General features: G+C 64.0%; 15 protein-coding genes and 1 riboswitch. Of the genes, 5 read left to right on the top strand and 10 right to left on the bottom strand.

The features are described 5' to 3' along the window. Nucleotides 1-253: 253 nt before the first annotated feature. Genes D7D26_RS07845 through D7D26_RS07830 form a run of 4 tightly spaced genes read right to left on the bottom strand, consistent with a single transcriptional unit; the run spans nt 254 to nt 3,833 of the window. The gene (locus D7D26_RS07845) at nt 254-1,222 is read right to left on the bottom strand and encodes an L-threonylcarbamoyladenylate synthase (RefSeq protein WP_120372670.1); all 969 of its coding nucleotides are present in this window, start codon (nt 1,220-1,222) and stop codon (nt 254-256) included. Beyond that, nucleotides 1,209-2,336, bottom strand: a complete 1,128-nt coding sequence (tgt, locus tag D7D26_RS07840) for a tRNA guanosine(34) transglycosylase Tgt (RefSeq protein ID WP_120372669.1) — start codon at nt 2,334-2,336, stop codon at nt 1,209-1,211. Before tgt ends, D7D26_RS07845 begins: the two co-directional genes overlap by 14 nt. Next, nucleotides 2,329-3,120, bottom strand: coding sequence for a TatD family hydrolase (locus D7D26_RS07835; RefSeq protein ID WP_120372668.1), 792 nt, complete (start codon nt 3,118-3,120; stop codon nt 2,329-2,331). The genes tgt and D7D26_RS07835 overlap by 8 nt, the downstream gene beginning before the upstream one ends. After that, nucleotides 3,117-3,833, bottom strand: a complete 717-nt coding sequence (locus tag D7D26_RS07830) for an alpha/beta hydrolase (RefSeq protein WP_120372673.1) — start codon at nt 3,831-3,833, stop codon at nt 3,117-3,119. Before D7D26_RS07830 ends, D7D26_RS07835 begins: the two co-directional genes overlap by 4 nt. Nucleotides 3,834-3,881: 48 nt before the next feature. On the opposite strand from D7D26_RS07830, the gene D7D26_RS12160 reads away from it, so the two are divergent. Beyond that, entirely contained in the window at nt 3,882-4,163 is a 282-nt protein-coding gene (locus D7D26_RS12160; RefSeq protein ID WP_147413058.1) for a hypothetical protein, read from the top strand. Between the two features lie 272 nt (nt 4,164-4,435). Here the strand turns inward: D7D26_RS12160 and D7D26_RS07820 are convergent, their stop codons facing one another. Continuing rightward, nucleotides 4,436-6,628: an ATP-dependent helicase gene (locus D7D26_RS07820; RefSeq protein ID WP_233543500.1), complete on the bottom strand. Its 2,193-nt coding sequence runs from the start codon at nt 6,626-6,628 to the stop codon at nt 4,436-4,438. Nucleotides 6,629-6,715: 87 nt separating this feature from the next. On the opposite strand from D7D26_RS07820, the gene D7D26_RS07815 reads away from it, so the two are divergent. From D7D26_RS07815 to D7D26_RS07805, 3 genes are read left to right on the top strand one after another with little or no spacing between them, the layout of a single operon-like run. Then, entirely contained in the window at nt 6,716-7,411 is a 696-nt protein-coding gene (locus tag D7D26_RS07815; protein ID WP_274703149.1) for a sugar transferase, read from the top strand. A gap of 5 nt (nt 7,412-7,416) precedes the next feature. Then, the gene (locus D7D26_RS07810; RefSeq protein WP_120372671.1) at nt 7,417-8,289 is read left to right on the top strand and encodes an NAD-dependent epimerase/dehydratase family protein; all 873 of its coding nucleotides are present in this window, start codon (nt 7,417-7,419) and stop codon (nt 8,287-8,289) included. Then, on the top strand, nt 8,286-9,452 hold the full coding sequence (locus tag D7D26_RS07805; protein ID WP_120372665.1) for a glycosyltransferase family 4 protein: 1,167 nt from the start codon (nt 8,286-8,288) through the stop codon (nt 9,450-9,452). The genes D7D26_RS07810 and D7D26_RS07805 overlap by 4 nt, the downstream gene beginning before the upstream one ends. Nucleotides 9,453-9,513: 61 nt before the next feature. Here D7D26_RS07805 and D7D26_RS07800 read toward each other — a convergent pair whose 3' ends face one another. From D7D26_RS07800 to thiT, 4 genes are all read right to left on the bottom strand, one after another. Further along, nucleotides 9,514-10,245 carry a glycosyltransferase family 32 protein gene (locus D7D26_RS07800; RefSeq protein WP_120372664.1) on the bottom strand — a complete coding sequence of 244 codons (732 nt, stop codon included), beginning with the start codon at nt 10,243-10,245 and terminating at the stop codon, nt 9,514-9,516. Nucleotides 10,246-10,269: 24 nt separating this feature from the next. Next, nucleotides 10,270-11,499, bottom strand: a complete 1,230-nt coding sequence (locus D7D26_RS07795; protein ID WP_078016357.1) for a class I SAM-dependent rRNA methyltransferase — start codon at nt 11,497-11,499, stop codon at nt 10,270-10,272. Nucleotides 11,500-11,648: 149 nt separating this feature from the next. Beyond that, nucleotides 11,649-12,677 carry a hypothetical protein gene (locus D7D26_RS07790; protein ID WP_120372663.1) on the bottom strand — a complete coding sequence of 343 codons (1,029 nt, stop codon included), beginning with the start codon at nt 12,675-12,677 and terminating at the stop codon, nt 11,649-11,651. 22 nt (nt 12,678-12,699) lie between these two features. Continuing rightward, nucleotides 12,700-13,203, bottom strand: coding sequence for an energy-coupled thiamine transporter ThiT (gene thiT / locus D7D26_RS07785; RefSeq protein ID WP_078016355.1), 504 nt, complete (start codon nt 13,201-13,203; stop codon nt 12,700-12,702). A gap of 38 nt (nt 13,204-13,241) precedes the next feature. Beyond that, nucleotides 13,242-13,351: riboswitch (TPP riboswitch) on the bottom strand. A gap of 117 nt (nt 13,352-13,468) precedes the next feature. Between thiT and D7D26_RS07780 the strand changes: the two genes are divergently transcribed. After that, nucleotides 13,469-14,425, top strand: a complete 957-nt coding sequence (locus tag D7D26_RS07780; protein WP_120372662.1) for a carbohydrate kinase family protein — start codon at nt 13,469-13,471, stop codon at nt 14,423-14,425. Between the two features lie 191 nt (nt 14,426-14,616). Here D7D26_RS07780 and pgsW read toward each other — a convergent pair whose 3' ends face one another. Further along, nucleotides 14,617-15,612, bottom strand: a complete 996-nt coding sequence (gene pgsW / locus D7D26_RS07775) for a poly-gamma-glutamate system protein (RefSeq protein WP_120372661.1) — start codon at nt 15,610-15,612, stop codon at nt 14,617-14,619. Between the last annotated feature and the right edge of the window lie 134 nt (nt 15,613-15,746).

The following is a 15,746-nucleotide window of genomic DNA, read 5'->3' as shown; positions in this document are numbered from 1 at the left end:
TTTCAGTTGAGGGTCACTTTTGTATGCTCTTTTTTCGGACAATTTCCTCGTAACAGCTTTTCATCCCCTTGAATTTGTTCCGTTAGCGCAATCTTGATCGTTATTATGTGTTCGTAATGACTGCTTGCTGCTTTTGTCCTGTCAAAGTAAATGCAACCCCGTCGCATTTACTTTGACGAGGTTGCATTTACTCTGAAAATTTACCAAAAAAATTTCCGGCTTCCGAACGGGAAACCGGAAATTTTTTTTCGTCTCAGGCCAGCCCCGCGGCGCGGGAGATGCGGTCGCGCAGCGCCCGGCCGATGCCGACGAGCGGCGGCCATTGAGCGACGATGGGCAGACCGTCTTTTTCCAGCTCGCGCAGCGCCGTGAAAAGGCCGTGGGCATACGCTGCGAAACTGTCGAAACGGATCTGGCGCGCGGGCTCTTCTTCCGCCGCCGCCACGCCCATGTACGTGAAACGCTCCGGCCAGGCGAACGCCGCGCCCGGCTCCCAGACGCGCACTTCCACCGAAGGGGCGTAATGGCGGTAACGGGTTCCCGGCGAGCGTTTGAGTTCGTTGACGCCGACGGGCAGCGCCACTTCGCCGAGGAATTCCCGCAACTCTTCCATGGCAACGCCGCCGGGGCGCAGCAGCACCGGCACGGCGCCGCTCACGTCGAGCACGGTCGATTCGACGCCGACGCGGCACTCGCCCGCGTCGAGGATCATCGCCGCGGCAGAGCCGATGTCCTCGGCTACGGTCCGCGCGTTCGTGGGGCTGGGGCGGCCGCTGCGGTTGGCGCTCGGTCCGGCCACGGGCACGCCGCAGGCGGAGAAGAACGCCAGCGCCGCAGGATAATCGGGCATGCGGCAGCCGACCGTCGTCAGCCCGCCGCGCGCCTCCTTCGACACACAGTCGCGAGCCGGCAGCACCAGCGTCAGCGGCCCCGGCCAAAAGCGCTCCATCAGCCGCCGGGCGCGAGCGTCGACATACGCCGCCGCCTCCACCGCTTCGGGGCTGGGGAAATGCAGGATCAGCGGATTGTCCGAAGGACGCCCTTTGGCGGCGTAAATTTTTTTCACCGCCTCGCCGTCCAGCGCGTTGCCGCCAAGTCCGTAGACCGTCTCGGTGGGAAAGGCCACCAGCTCGCCGGCGCGGATCAGCGCCGCGGCGCGGGCGATCACCTGCGGATCGGGATTCCAGAAATCGACGGGGACGATATTGTCATACGTTTTCAAGGTAAGCGCCGCCTTCGTACCGCGTCATGAACTCGCGGCGGTAAGCGCCGAAGCGCCCTTCGACGATGGCCTGCCGCGCGCCGGCCGCGAGCCGGACGAGGAAATGGATGTTGTGCCACGAGAGCAGCCGCACCGCCAGGATCTCGCCCGCCCGATAGAGGTGGCGCACGTAGGCGCGCGTGAAGTTGCGGCAGGCGTAGCAATCGCACTCGGGGTCGATGGGCGAAAAGTCCTCGGCGTAGCGCCGGTTCTTGACGTTCATCTTGCCCTCATGGGTGAACACGGTGCCAGTGCGGCCGTTGCGCGTCGGCAGCACGCAGTCGAACATGTCGACGCCGCGGGCGATGCCCTCGATCAGATTGGCGGGATGGCCGACGCCCATCAGATAGCGCGGCTTGCACTCCGGCAGACGCGGCATCAAGGCGTCGAGGCAGCGGTACATCTCCGCGTGCGACTCGCCCACCGACAGACCGCCGATGGCGTAGCCGGGGAAGTCCATCCGCGCCAGTTCCTCGGCGCAGGCGGCGCGCAGGTCGTCGAACAGAGCTCCCTGCACGATGCCGAACTGCGCCTGACCGGCGCGGGTATGAGCGGCTTTGCAGCGCGCCGCCCAGCGCAGCGTGCGCTGCACCGCGGCCTGCGCCTGCTCTCGCGAACAGGGCAGCTTGACGCACTGGTCGAAGCACATGGCGATGTCGGCGCCCAGCTTCTCCTGGACCTGCGTGGCCAGCTCGGGCGTCATCAGATAGCGCGTGCCGTCCAGATGGGACTGGAATTCGACGCCGTCGTCCATGACCTTGCTGATGCCGGCCAGCGAGAACACCTGAAAGCCGCCGCTGTCGGTGAGGATGGGGCGGTCCCAGTTCATGAAGCCGTGCAGCCCGCCGGCCTTGGCGATCAGGTCGGGACCGGGGCGCAAAAACAGATGGTAGGTGTTGGACAGGATGATCTTGGCGCCGATCCGCTTCAGCTCGTCGGGACTCATGGCCTTCACCGTGGCCTGCGTGCCCACGGGCATGAAAACCGGCGTGGGGATCACGCCGTGCGGCGTAACGAACTCGCCGGCGCGCGCCCCCGTCTCGGGATCCTGTGCGATCAATCGATACTCAAACACGTGCGGCTTCCTCCAGACCGAAAAATTCCATATTGTTGCGCCAGACCTGGGCGGTCAGTTCCTCCAGCGCCATGTTTTTCACTTCGGCCACCTTGCGGTAGACCAGCGACACGCGCGACGGCTCATTGACCGTGCCGCGGAACGGTTTCGGCGACATCCAGGGCGAATCGGTCTCGCACAGGATCGCTTCCGCCGGCAGCCCGCGCACGACGGCGCGGACGTCCTCCGCTTTGGCAAACGTCACCAGCCCCGTGACGCCGATCTTCCAGCCGCGGTCCAGCGCCCTGCGAGCGTCGTCCATGGAGCCGGTGAAGCAGTGCAACTCCGCCTTTTCCGGCGCGCGTTCCGCCGTCATCAGCGGCCAGAAATCGTCGTAGGCGTCGCGCACGTGGAAGACCACGGGCTTGTTCAGCGTCTTGGCGGCTTCCAACTGCTGCGCCAGCTTTTCGATCTGCACGGCGCGCGGCGACAGGTCGTAATAGTAGTCGAGGCCGATCTCGCCCCAGGCTTTCACTTCGGGAAGCGCGGCCATGTCCAGCAGCTCCCGCGGCAGTTCGCCCGCCGGCAGATCCTTGACTTCGTGCGGATGGATTCCGACCACGGGGAACAAACCGTACGGCTTGTACCGGCGGCAGATTTCCAGCGCCTCGGCGCTGTCGTCCAGCGTGCTGCCGATCACCGCCATGCGGACGACGCCCGCGCCCCTTGCCCGCTCCAGCCCCGCGGGAATGCCGCCGCGCAGCTCCGGCGAGTTGAGATGGCAGTGGCTGTCGACGTAGTTCATGATAAAGCCTCCAGCCGGGCAAGCGCCCGTTCTTCCCAGCAATGCATGAAAGCCGTTTGTTCCGGCGTATGGAACCAATGTTCTCCTGTTTCCATCACCGTCACGCGGCCGCCCGAAGCCATCGCGAACTTTTCCACGGCGCCGCGGTCCGTCAATTCGTCACGGCCTGCCAAGAGAATTTCGCACGGCTGGCGCCAGACGCTTGCCGGATGCTGCCGCGCGTATTCGTAATACGGCCATGAAAGCTCCTCCCCCGTCGCCGCGCGGACGATTTTTTCGCGGCGCAGACGCTCCTCGCTCAATCCGGCGCGTTGCATCATCCTGCGGATCAAACCGGCCATATCGAGCAGCGGCGAAACGAAAAGGGCGCCGGACAGTTTCTCGTCGGCGCAAGCCAGCATGGCAAGCCACGCGCCGATGCTGACCGCGCGCAGGGCGACCGATTCCCACCGGCAACGCGCCCAGCGCGTCACCCTCTTAAGTTCCGGCACAGCATTCCAAGGCACAAGGCCGCTCCGCTCTCCGCGGCGCTCGCCGTGCCCCGGCAGATCGAGCGCCGCCGTCTGCCAGCCCCGGCTCGCCGCCAATCCCGAAAAATCGCGGCACTCTTCTTTGCAGCCGCCCCGACCGTGGATCATCAAAAACGCCTTTTCAGCCGCCTCTCCACGGATCAAAACGGGAATGCCGTCGATCTCGAGCCGTTCTTCTCTCATCCCCGCGTCCATCGTTCCATCCACTTCTTTTCATAAAATGTTCCACTCATGTTCAAGCTTACCCAGCGTCCCAAGGTCGCCAATGAAAGACGGCGGTTGGGCGGCTGGGAAGCCGATACCATGTGCGGCACAATAGGGAAAGCCTGTCGTGCCGCTCTGGCCGACCGAAAGAGCCGTATGCTTCTGTGCCGCAAGGCGGAGAGCAAGACCGCCGACTGCTGCGTCGCCAGGACCGTCATCGACCTGCTGAAAGCCCCGCCGCATAAGAGCGTTGCCCCCCGACCGTGGCTGCGAGTTCTCCAACTGCGAACAGATCAGCGCCGGTCTTGAAGGGATCAAGCTCTATTATCCCGAGCCGCATCAACCACGACGGAGAGAAACGAACGAGAACACCAGCGGGCTCTTGAAGGAATACTTTCCCAAAAAGAGGGATGTCACGGAGATACCCGACGAAATCATCCAAATGTATGTCAACCGCTTAAACATTCGCCCGCGTAAATGCCTTAGCAGGAAATCTCCTGATGAGGTTTTCCACTCGACTTCGTTGCTCTTGGATCGAATATTCGCGCATCGAACATGCCCGGCTCGTCAAAACGCGCGGGCTACACCTTGGTCAGCGGCGCTTTGAAGCTGAGGCGGCGCGGCGTGGCGAGGCGGTCGAAGCGCACCGTGTAGCACAGTTCGCCCGCATCCGCTTCGACGATCACGCCGGGACCGAAAACCGGGTGCGTCACGGCCGTACCCGGCGGCAGCGCCTCGATCCGGCTGTCGCGGCGCAGCTGCTTTTCGCTCTCGGCGATGCGGTATCGGGCCTCTTCGATCAGGCCGGGACGCGGCGGCGTGACGTACTGCAGAAGTCCCTGGTCGATGTCGAGGATGAAGCGGCTCGGATAGCGCGGCGAACCGTCCAGCGTGCGGCCGTCGGCTTCCGTCAGGCAGAGGGCGTCGCGGGCGCGGGTCACGGCGACGAAGGCGAGGCGGCGCTCCTCCTCCATCGCGTGCAGCGTGCGCGTGCGGCGCGTCGGGAACACGCCTTCGTTCATGCCGCACAGGAAGACATAGGGAAATTCCAGTCCCTTGGCCGCGTGCACGGTCATGAAGCGCACCGTGTCAGCCGACTCGGCGCGGTCGCCGTCGGTGAACAGCGCCGCGCGGCGGAGGTAATCGGCGACGCCGCTTTCCTCGCCGCAGGTCGTCTCGTACTCGTGGACGGATTGTTTCAGCTCGGCCAGATTGTCGAGGCGCTGCTGAGCTCCCTCGGTGCGCAGCATGGCTTCGTAGCCGCTTTCGTCGAGGAGTCCGGACAGCGCTTCCGACACGGGCAGGGCAGGGCCGGCGGCGGCAAACCGTTCGATCAGGCTCACGAAGGCGGCGGCGCGGGTGCCCTTGAAGATCTCCTCGTCCAGCGTCGCGGTCAGCGCCTCCCACAGCGAGCAGCCGCGAGACGCCGCCTGTTCTTCCAAAAAGGCCATGCGCCGCGCGCCCATGTTGCGCCGCGGCGCGTTGACCACGCGGCGGAAGGAGAGGTCGTCGCGGTAGGCGACCAGGCGCAGGTAGGCGAGCGCGTCCTTGATCTCGGCGCGGTTGTAGAACTGCACGCCGGCGTAGATCGTGTAGGGGATCTTCTCCTTCAAAAACGCCGCTTCCAGGCTGCGCGTCAGGTAATGGGCGCGATACAGCACCGCGCACGACTTGTAGGGCGCGCCCGCTTCGCGGAGCCTTTTGATCTCGGCGGCGATCCAGCGCGCCTCGTCCTCCGCCGTCTCGCCGTGGAAGCAGCGCACCGGGGCGCCGGGGGCGCGCACGGGGAGCAGGTCTTTTTTGACGCGCGTCTCGTTCTTGTCGATCAGGCTGTTGGCGGCCGCGAGGATTTGTGGCGTGGAGCGGTAATTTTCCATCATCATGATCGTGCGCGTGCCCGGGTGGCGGGCGTCGAAATCGAGCAGGTACCTGACGCTGGCGCCGCGCCAGGTGTAGATGGTCTGGTCGGGGTCGCCGACGACGAACAGGTTCTTGTGAAAGCCGCAAAGGGCTTCCATGAGGCGGTACTGGAGCCCGTCGATATCCTGGAACTCGTCGATCATGATATATTCGAGGCGCTGCTGCCACTTGCGGCGGATCTCGGGCTCGCGCTCGAAGATGTGCAGCGTGAAGACGATCAGGTCGTTGTAGTCGAGGCCGAAGCATTTCTTCTGCTGATAGAGATAGCCGTAAAACAAAATGTCCGACGGCTCCGCGGCTTCCTCGTACTTTTTGCGCAGCCGCTCCAGCGGCAGGGCGATCAGGTCGCGGCAGTACAGCGGTTCCTTGAAGAGCTTGCGGATCTCGAACATGTCGCGCGCCTCGGCGAAGGTCATGTCGCGCAGCGTCAGGCCGCGCTCGGCGTAAACGATCCTGAGGATGTCGTCGATGTCGGAGTTGTCGAGGACGATGAAGCTTTTCGGATACTGCACGGCGTGGCTGTCCTCCTGCAGGACGGAGACGCAGAAGCCGTGAAACGTGTTGACGTAGCCCGTGTCGTTGTCGCCGGTGAGCGCGTGGATGCGCTGGCGCATTTCGTTGGCCGACTTGTTGCTGAAGGTGACGCAGAGGATGTGCCCGGGCATCACGCCCAGCCCGTCCACCAGCCAGGCGAAGCGCCGCGACAGGGCGCGCGTCTTGCCCGATCCGGCGCCGGCGATGACGCGCACGTAACCTTCCGTCGCCGTCACGGCCTCGCGCTGGGCCGCGTTCAGCCCTTCGAGAATGTCTTCCAACGCCGCCGCCCCCTTTCTTCCACGAATACCAATCATCATACAGGAAGCGCCGAAGAAATCAAGGCGGCGGCAAAACGAAACGCGGCGGGAAGGAAACGCGCCCCATTTCGCGGCCGGTGGGATATAATGAAAAAAATCTTCGCGGAGGCCAAAGACATGATCCTGATCAGCGGAAAAAGTTATCTGCCGCTCAAGCGGCTTATGGATATCGTCGGATCGTTGGGGGCGCTGCTGATTTTTTCCCCGCTGATGATCCGGGTCGCGCTGCGGGTGAAAAGGGAGCTGGGCTCTCCCGTCGTCTTCGCTCAGCCGCGCCCGGGGCGCGGCGAAAAGATTTTTCTGAACTACAAGTTCCGTTCCATGCGCCAGGCCGTCGACGCTTCGGGACGCCCGCTGCCCGACCGGGAGCGCCTCACGCCGTTCGGCCGCTGGCTGCGCCGTTCGAGCCTCGACGAACTGCCCGAGCTGTGGAACGTCCTCAAGGGCGAGATGAGCCTCGTCGGGCCGCGTCCGCTGCTGGTCGATTTTTTACCGCTCTTCAGCGAAGAGGAAGCGCGCCGCCACTCCGTCCGCCCGGGCCTCACGGGACTGGCCCAGATCAACGGCCGCAACGCCATGAGCTGGGAAAAGCGCCTCCAGTACGATCTCGAATACGTCGACCGCCTCAGCCTGTGGCTCGACCTCAAGATCCTCTGGCGCACCGCCGCCGTCGTCCTGCGCCGCAACGGCATCGACGCCGGCGAGGGGGAAACGATCATCGCGCCGCCAACGGAGATCAAGCGGCCCCGCGCGCTCGAAAAGATCAAAGGCGCGAAGGATTGACCGCCATGAAAAAAATTCTCGTCGCCGGCGCCCGCAGCTTTGTGGGACGCTCTTTCGCCAGATGGCTGGAACGCTTCGGCGGCCGCTACCGGACCGACTTCGTCAGCCTGCGCGGCGCGGAGTGGCGCCGGCACAGCTTCGCCGGTTACGACGCCCTGATTCACTGCGCGGGGATCGCGCACCTGTCCGCCGCGCCCGACGAGTTTTATCGGCGCGTCAACCGCGACCTCGCCGAGGAGACCGCGCTCAAGGCGCGCCGCGAGGGCGTCGGACAGTTCGTCTTCATGAGCAGCATCGCCGTTTACGGCGACAGCGCGCCGCCGGGAGAGGAAAAAATCATCGCGGCCGGGACCGTCCCCGCGCCGTCGAACATTTACGGACAGTCGAAGCTGGAAGCCGAAGGGAGACTCGCCGCGCTCGCCGCGCCGGCGTTCAGGATCGCCGTCGTCCGCGCCCCTCTGATTTACGGCCCGGGCTGCGGGGGGAACTTTCCCGCGCTGATCGGATGCGCGCGCCGCCTGCCGCTTTTTCCCAAAGTGGAAAACCGCCGCAGCATGATCTATATCGGCAACCTCTGCGAACAGCTCCGCCTGATCGTCGACCGGGAGGACTCCGGCACGTTCTTCCCGCAAAACAGCGCTTATGTCGGCACTTCCGATCTGGTGCACCGTCTGGGCGCGCTCCAGGGGCGGAACATCACTCTCACGAGACTTCTCAATCCCACGCTGTATTTTTTGCGCCGCTTCACGCCGGCGGTCGACAAGGCCTTCGGCTCTCTCTGCTACGCTCGGGAGTTAAGTCGATGCGAAGAGTACGATATCGTGCCGTTCGAGCAATCTCTCGTGGAAACGCTGAACGCATTCGAGAATTTACGATGAAAAAACTTCTTATTGCGACAACGATCCAAAGAACGCTGCGCGACTTCCTGCTTCCTTACGGCGATTATTTCCGCGCCCAAGGCTGGCAGGTCGACGCGATGGCCAACGCGCGCGATCCCTTTCCCGCCGCGGAAAGTCATTTCGATCGTTTTTACGCCGTCGACTGGGGACGCCGCCCTCTCGACCCGCATAATTTCGCGCGCGCGCCGCGCGCCGTACGCGAACTGGTCGCTCGCGAAAAATACGACATCGTTCACGTCCACACGCCCGTAGCGGCGTTCGTCGCCCGCTTCGCCCTGCGCGGCCTGCGCGCGGCGAGGCAGGTCAAGGTCGTGTACACCGCGCACGGCTTTCATTTCTTCAAGGGCAACTCGAAAATAAAAAACGGCCTGTTCATCGCCCTCGAGAAACTCGCCGGGCGCTGGACAGACCGTTTGGTCGTCATCAACCGCGAAGACTACGACGCCGCGCAGAAACACCGCATCGTTCCGCGCGAAAACGTCGCCTTGATGCCGGGGATCGGCGTCGATCTATCGCGATACAGCCGCGGCGCCGTCAGCGACGCGCAGGTTGCCGCCGCGCGCGAGGAGATGCGGCTGACGCCGGAAGACCGTTATATCCTGATGATCGCCGAGTTCAATCCCGGCAAACGCCACCGCGACGCCGTCAGGGCGCTCGCACGAATCGAGGAGCCGCGCCTTCATCTCGCCTTCGCCGGACAGGGGCCGCTGTTCGCGGAAACGCAAGCGCTGGCCCGCCGCTGCGGCGTCGAAAAACGCTGCCACTTCCTCGGCCAGCGCGACGACGTCCCCGCGCTGCTCAAAGGCGCGGCCGCCGCCGTGCTGCCCTCGGAACGCGAAGGTCTGCCCCGTTCGATACTGGAAGCCATGGCCATGGGCACGCCGGCGATCGGCGCCGACGTCCGCGGCACGCGCGACCTGCTCGCCGGCGGCTGCGGCACGCTCGTGCCCGTAGGCGACACGGAAGCGCTGGCACACGCGTTCCACGCCGTTTTCGGCGCGCCCGCGCCTTGCCGAGAGCACGTCAGACGGGCCTCGGAAAAGGTCAAAAACTACGCCATCGAACGCCTCCAAAAAATGCACGAACAACTCTACGCCGGACTTCTCTCTCCAGCTCCCGCGCCTCGGCAAAAGAAACGATAATTCCGTTCCGCGCTGTGCCGCCGCGACGGGGAGGGCAGCAAGTTTCCCGGCGGGACGGGAACTAGGCGTCTTTCCCCCGCACGATCCGCCGCGCCGCATTATACAGATGGACTTTCCGCAGCACTCTCCCCAGCCCGCTCACCAGACGGGCGCCCGGCGGACGCCAGCTGCCCGCGAACCAGTGAACCGTAAAGGCGCCGGCAAAATTTTTTCCGTAATTTTCACCTTTCAGGGTCAGCGGGCAAAAGATCTCCTGCGGATAGATACACAGGCCGTCGTCAAGAAACTGCTTTCGATTGTTCAAAAGCACGCCGTACCGTTCCTGAAGGTCCCGCGTGATCAGTCCCGTATTCGGGGTCAGATCGGGAGCGCCGTTTTCATCGACGAAACGTTTCCGCACGTAGTCATCGAGCAATCCTTCGATCCACGGGTGTCCCGCCTCGGCTCCCATGATCCCGGTCACGGGACAGCCGGGACGCTCGAATCCGGTAAAAGCGCGATGCCGCAAAAAGCCATCGAGCGGCTTCAGCACCTCGACGTCGCTGTCCAGATAAATCCCGCCTTGATGATACAAGGCGTAAATCCGCAGAAAATCCGAGACGAAGGCCCATTTTTTCATGGCCGCCGCTTCCCGTGTAAACCGGAACGCGGAAAGGTCGAAATTCAGCTCGTTCCAAAGAACGATCCTGTAATCGGGCAGATATTTTTTCCATGAAACAAGACACCGGCGTCCCAGCGCGGGGAATTTCTTTTCGCCGAACCAGCAGTAATGGATGATTTTGGGAATCGCCACGTCTTCTCACCCCTGACGCTGATTTTATACCACCTGAAACAGATAGAACTTGAGGTACTCGGTTTCCGGCACGCCCCAGAGGACGGGATGGTCGGGGGATTGGCCGCGGGCTTCGATCCGGCGCAGGCTGACTTTGGCGTCGGCGGCCGCGGCGGCTAGCGTTTGGCGGAACAGCTCGTCGGTCATGAAGTGGGAGCACGAGGCGGTGGCGAGGTAGCCGCCGCGGGGCAGCAGCCTCATGGCCTTGAGGTTGATCTCCTTGTAGCCGCGGGCGGCGTCGCGCACGCTGCGGCGCGATTTGGCGAAGGCGGGCGGGTCGAGGATGATCATGCCGTACTCGCCGCGGGCGCGGCAGGCCATGTCGGCGAGCAGGTCGAAGACGTCGGCGGCGACGAAGTCCACGCGGTCGAGGCAGCCGTTCAGCGCGGCGTTGCGGCGCGCCATCTCCAGAGCGCTCGCGGAAACGTCCACGGCGGTGACGTGCGCCGCGCCGCCCTTGACGGCGTTGAGCGCGAACGAGCCGGTGTGGGTGAAGCAGTCCAGCACGTTCAGACCGGCGCACAGGCGGGCCGCCGCAGCGCGGTTGAACTTCTGGTCGAGGAAGAAGCCCGTCTTCTGCCCCTCCACGAAGTCGACGTCGTAGAGCACGCCGTTCTCGCAGATGCGCGCCGTGCGGCGCCCGGCCAGCGAGCAGCCGTCCATGGCGAACTCACCGCTGTGCCGCGGCAGGCCCTCGAGGTCGCGGATTACAGAATCGCTGCGCTCGTACAGGCCGCTGATCTTCTGGCCGCCCTCGCGCAGCAGCCGCACCAGCATGGGGAACAGCAGCTCTTTCAACTTGTCCATGCCGAGCGACAGCACTTCGGCCACCAGCACATCGTCGAAGCGGTCCACGGTCAGGCCGGGAAAGTTGTCGGCGTCGCCGAAGATCAAACGGCAGCAGTCGTACTGATCGCCCATCACCGTTTTGCGGTAGTTCAGCGCGTAGCGCAGACGGCGCTCGAAGAAAGCGGCGTCGAAGCGATCGTTGGCGTTGGCGGAGATGAGGCGGACGCGGATCTTGGAACGGTCGTTGACGAACCCCGTGCCGAGGTACGTTCCGCCGCGGCTCACCACGTCAACAAGATCGCCGGGGGCGTATTGTCCCCGAACGTCCGTGACCTCTTCGCCGTAGACCCACGGATGGCCGCTTTTGACGCTGCGCTCCGCCTTGGGCGTGACGGCGAAGCGCGGATAATGTCGTTCCTGTTTCATGATCGCACTCCTCGAAGACCGGCCCGAGCGGCCGCGATTTTTCGCCATTATACCATCATGCGAACCGGCTTTTGCGGCAAAAACAGGGGCGGACGGCCGAATTTTCCCGGTCGTCCGCCCCTGTTTTTCTTTTCGGAAAAGCTTCTCGTTCAGCGGGCCCCCATGCCTCTTTCCGGTTCGAGGATCTCGCGCACGATCAGATACATGAGATTGTGCAGGATCGACGGCTGCTGCCCGGGAGCGCGCAGCAGCTCTCCGCCGGCGCCGAACTGTTCTTCAAGAAGCAGAAAGACCTGACGCGATTCCGCCGCGCGCCCCGCCTGAGCCAGCACGTAAGCGCCCAGCGAAGCGGCCGCCAGCGACGCCTGTTCGCCTTCGACGAAACAGGTCGGCTCGGCGCGAAGCCTTTCCACCAGGCGGTCCATGGAATGAAGCGGCACAAGGCCGCCGTCCAGCAGATTGGCCATGATCAGCAGCGCGTCGAGAGAACCGTCCTGGCTGTCCACGTAACTGCGCTTGTCCACGTCGTAAGCCAGCCGCAGCGTCTGCGCGCCGCTCCCCGCCAGCAGGATGCCGAGACAGCGCTGCGCCACCGGCTCCCATTGGGAAGAAAAACTTTGCAGCTGCAGCAGCGCCTTCACGTCGACGGCGCCGAGGCTGAGACGATGGCTGGGCTCGTAAATGCTGAAAATCCCGGACTCCCGTTCTTTCCACGAGGCGCCGTTGATCAGCACGTTGCGGTAGACGTTGAAGCGCAGCATGCGCCCCGCCGTTTTCAGCGCCCGCTCGCGGTAGTGCGGCTCGTCCCATCGTTCCGCCGCGTCGAGCAGCACGCGGCAGAACTGCAGGTCCGTCGCGGTGCGGTCCTCCCACGCTACCGGCTGCAAAGAAGCGTCCAGCTGCCGGTACAGCAGCATCAGCGGCGACTGGAAGTGCTTCACCGCCAAGCGGTAGAGCGCCTCAAAGCGCTCACGGTCGTTCTGCAGCAGACGCAGGCGCAGTTCGCGCACAAGCACTTCCGACGAATAAGTGTTGCCGCCGGGCCGATCGGGCAACAGGCCGTTTTCGGAGCGGCACGCTTCCAACGCGCTCTCCACGGAGGCCTGCGACGGCGCGGCCGCGAAAGCGAGCGCCAGCAGAGCGCGCGCCGCGATTTTCAGAAGACGGTTCTTTTTCACGACGGCGCCACCTCCGTATCGCTCAGAATTTTTTCAGCCGCGCCAAAATCAGCGGCACCAGGATCAGCGCGATCACCATGTTGGCGGCCATGAAGCTGCCGTTGTACAGCAGCGAGTAGACCAGCGGATGCGTGCCCGCCGGCGCGTAGGACGCGAAGAACACCACGCCCGAGGCCACATGGCAGACGATCCGCGCCGCCACGGCGACAAGGATGCCGGCGAAGACGTGTTCCCCGCCCAGCGCCGCCAGCCCCAGCGCCGCGTAGGCCAGCGGATAGTCGAGCATTCCTTGCACGGGATGGACCACGTAGCCGCCCATCACGTACTGCAGAAGGCCGGCCACGGCGCCCGCGCCGATCCCCTTCAACAGTCCCCAGCGCATCGCGTACACCAGCAGCGGCACGATCTCCAGCGTCACCGAACCGCCCTGAGGCAGACGGAACAGCCTCAGCCGCGAGAACACCACCGCCAGCGCAATGCACAGCGCCGCCTCCACCACCGACTGCGTTTTGCTGCGTTGATACATCAAAAAGACCTCCCGTAAAATCAAAAGATTTACAGGGGACGGGAAAACCCGCACCTTCCCTGCACCGGTATGAACCGGATCAGGTTCCAAGGGTCGAGACCGTTTCGTCTCCTCTCAGCCGGATACGCCGACGCCCCCGGTTCCTGCTTTTATTATCATCGTTCCGGGCGGACGCGTCAAGACCGTCTCGCCGAAAGGCCCCCGGCTATGGTAGACTTGTGAAAACGAACGCGCCGTCCCAGCGGCACAAAAGGAGAAAAAGACGATGAGACCAGTTCTGTTCTTTGGGGAAGCGCTGATGGACCAGTTTTACGACGCCGCAGGCGAACTGCAAAGCTCCCTGCCCGGCGGTTCCGTGCTCAACGCCGCCGTCGGCGTGGCGCGGCTCGAACTGCCGGCGGCCTTCTGCGGCGGCATCGGCGGCGACGAGGAAGGACGCGCGCTGCTGCGGCTGTTCGACCGCGAGCGCATCGACCACCGCTTCACCGTCTACAAAAAAGACCGCGCCACCGCCGCCGCGGAAGTGCGCCTCGACGCGAAGGGACAGCCGATTTTCGCCTTCCGCCGCGCGGGCTGCGCCGACGAATCCGTGACGCCCGACGACGTGGCAGAGATCGACCCGAACGACTTCAGCGGCCTGCACTGCGGCGGCGTCATGCTCGCCTCCGAACCGGGCGCGTCCGCGCAGGAAGCCTTGGCGGAAAAATTCTACGATGACGGCGTTCCCGTGTCGTTCGATCTCAACGTCCGTCCCGCGCTGATCGCCGACAAGCAAAACTACTGCGAACGGGCGCTGAAATTCATGATCCGCCCGCAGCTCGTCAAATTCAGCCGCGACGACATCGAATGGTTCTTCCCCGGCGAGGACGTCAACGACAGCTTCGCCGCCATGCATCAGGCCCGCCGCGGCGCGCTCACCGTCCTTACCGCCGGCGCGCAAGGTTCGCTGATCGCTTCCGGCCAGGTCTGCGAGCGCCTCTTCGCCTACTCGGTCGCCGTCGCCGACACGACCGGCTGCGGCGACGGCTATGCCGCCGGTCTGCTGCGCGGCCTGTTCAGCCTGCCCGACGCCACCGCTTGGGACGAACTGACCGCGGAACAGGCGCGCTGGATCGGCTCCGGCGCTTCGGCCGTCGCCGCCCGCGTCTGCGAAAAGCGGGGCGCCATCGCCGCCATGCCCCGCTTCCGCGACATTTACGGCGCCAACGGCACGCATCAGTGAGCGTAAGGCGGCGAAGAACGCCAAGAAGAACGAAAAAGCGACAAACGGACAAAGCCTGCCGACCGCTCGATCGACAGGCTTTTTCGTGCGGACTGTTCCACGTGGAACAATCCCGATTTATCGTCAATTCTCATTCTTTCCCGCGCCGATGCGCAACATTTTCAACGACGCCTTTCCATTGAAAACCGGTATCAGAAATTCGGTTCGGGCCCCGTGCCGTGAGGCAGATCCCAGTCGCGGCACACACCTTTGGTGAACAGCAGATGGATGCAGGGCACGCCTTTTTCGAGAAAATCCATGATCAGGCCGCGATCCCACGTTTTCGGCTTTACCGGCCAGGGCGGCATGATCAGCCCGTGAGGCAGAACGGCGCCTTCTTCCATGCTGCGCCCAAGGCTCAGCCACGAACCGCCGCAGCTGATGAAGGCTGTGATGGGCTTTGCAGCGAAGAGCATCTGCCGGAAAGCCATGGACATGCGGAGATCTGCCGGGATCATGCAGGTTTCGCGGCGCTCGCTCATGAGCCGGCGCACGAGCGGCAGCACATCCTCATCGAGGACGTTCCGGCGCATACGGTCGTCCATGCCGCCCGGCGTCAGCGCGTCGATCTTCACGTCCATGACGCCGCGTTCGCGCAGCGCGTCGAGCATCACCGGCACGGTGAACTGCGGCAGCGTGCCGCCATACATGGAAGCGCCGTAGGAGAGCACGAAGACCGTGTTCAGTTTCAGCGTTCGCGCCGCGCAGAGCGCGGCCATCGTGAAACCGGGGTAGGAACTGGTGGCGTTGATGCCGATCCAATCTCCTTCTCTGACGCCGGCGCGGATCAGATAGCCGGCCAGGGCCCCGGCCATTTCCGGCTGGGCGGCCGCGCGCTTGTCGTGCCAGCTGCCGGGGGTCGTGGCCAGCGCGGTGAACTCCTCGCCCACCAAGCCGGTACGATCGGGATCGAGGCGCACGTCGAAATCGGGCACGCGCCTCAACTTTTCTTCCCACAGCACCGCCTCGCAGCGGCGCATCAAATCGACCGCAGCGTTCTGCCTCGCGTCTTCGAAGGCGCAAGCGGAACGTGCCGCCAGCGCCAGAACCAAACACAAGAAAATTCTTTTCATCGTTCCCACCTTCATGACGTCGCGGCGCACGGACAACAAAAACTCATACTGATTCTTGATAGAAAGTATTAACATAGTTTTCTGGGCGCTGGGGGGAGTTCAGTCGCTCAGGACTACCTCGAGCGCTGCGCGGTCTGCGCGGCTCGCTTTGTGAATCTCCCCCGCAGCGCCCTTGCGTTCGGCTTTTTAATTAAGAAATAGTATCAGAA

It is taken from the genome of Pyramidobacter sp. CG50-2, from assembly GCF_003612005.1.
GTDB lineage: Bacteria > Synergistota > Synergistia > Synergistales > Dethiosulfovibrionaceae > Pyramidobacter.
Note: the sequence above shows the minus strand (reverse complement) of the source record. Positions and strands in the feature narration are given on the sequence as shown.

Excerpts from the sequence above, each read along its gene's own strand:
- D7D26_RS07835 (WP_120372668.1), bottom strand. The coding sequence starts at position 3,120 with ATGAACTACGTCGACAGCCACTGCCATCTCAACTCGCCGGAGCTGCGC.
- thiT (WP_078016355.1), bottom strand. The coding sequence starts at position 13,203 with ATGTATCAACGCAGCAAAACGCAGTCGGTGGTGGAGGCGGCGCTGTGC.
- D7D26_RS07795 (WP_078016357.1), bottom strand. The coding sequence starts at position 11,499 with ATGAAACAGGAACGACATTATCCGCGCTTCGCCGTCACGCCCAAGGCG.
- D7D26_RS07830 (WP_120372673.1), bottom strand. The coding sequence starts at position 3,833 with ATGAGAGAAGAACGGCTCGAGATCGACGGCATTCCCGTTTTGATCCGT.
- D7D26_RS07805 (WP_120372665.1), top strand. The coding sequence starts at position 8,286 with ATGAAAAAACTTCTTATTGCGACAACGATCCAAAGAACGCTGCGCGAC.
- D7D26_RS07820 (WP_233543500.1), bottom strand. The coding sequence starts at position 6,628 with ATGATGATTGGTATTCGTGGAAGAAAGGGGGCGGCGGCGTTGGAAGAC.
- D7D26_RS07780 (WP_120372662.1), top strand. The coding sequence starts at position 13,469 with ATGAGACCAGTTCTGTTCTTTGGGGAAGCGCTGATGGACCAGTTTTAC.
- D7D26_RS12160 (WP_147413058.1), top strand. The coding sequence starts at position 3,882 with ATGTTCAAGCTTACCCAGCGTCCCAAGGTCGCCAATGAAAGACGGCGG.
- pgsW (WP_120372661.1), bottom strand. The coding sequence starts at position 15,612 with ATGTTAATACTTTCTATCAAGAATCAGTATGAGTTTTTGTTGTCCGTG.
- D7D26_RS07815 (WP_274703149.1), top strand. The coding sequence starts at position 6,716 with ATGAAAAAAATCTTCGCGGAGGCCAAAGACATGATCCTGATCAGCGGA.
- D7D26_RS07810 (WP_120372671.1), top strand. The coding sequence starts at position 7,417 with ATGAAAAAAATTCTCGTCGCCGGCGCCCGCAGCTTTGTGGGACGCTCT.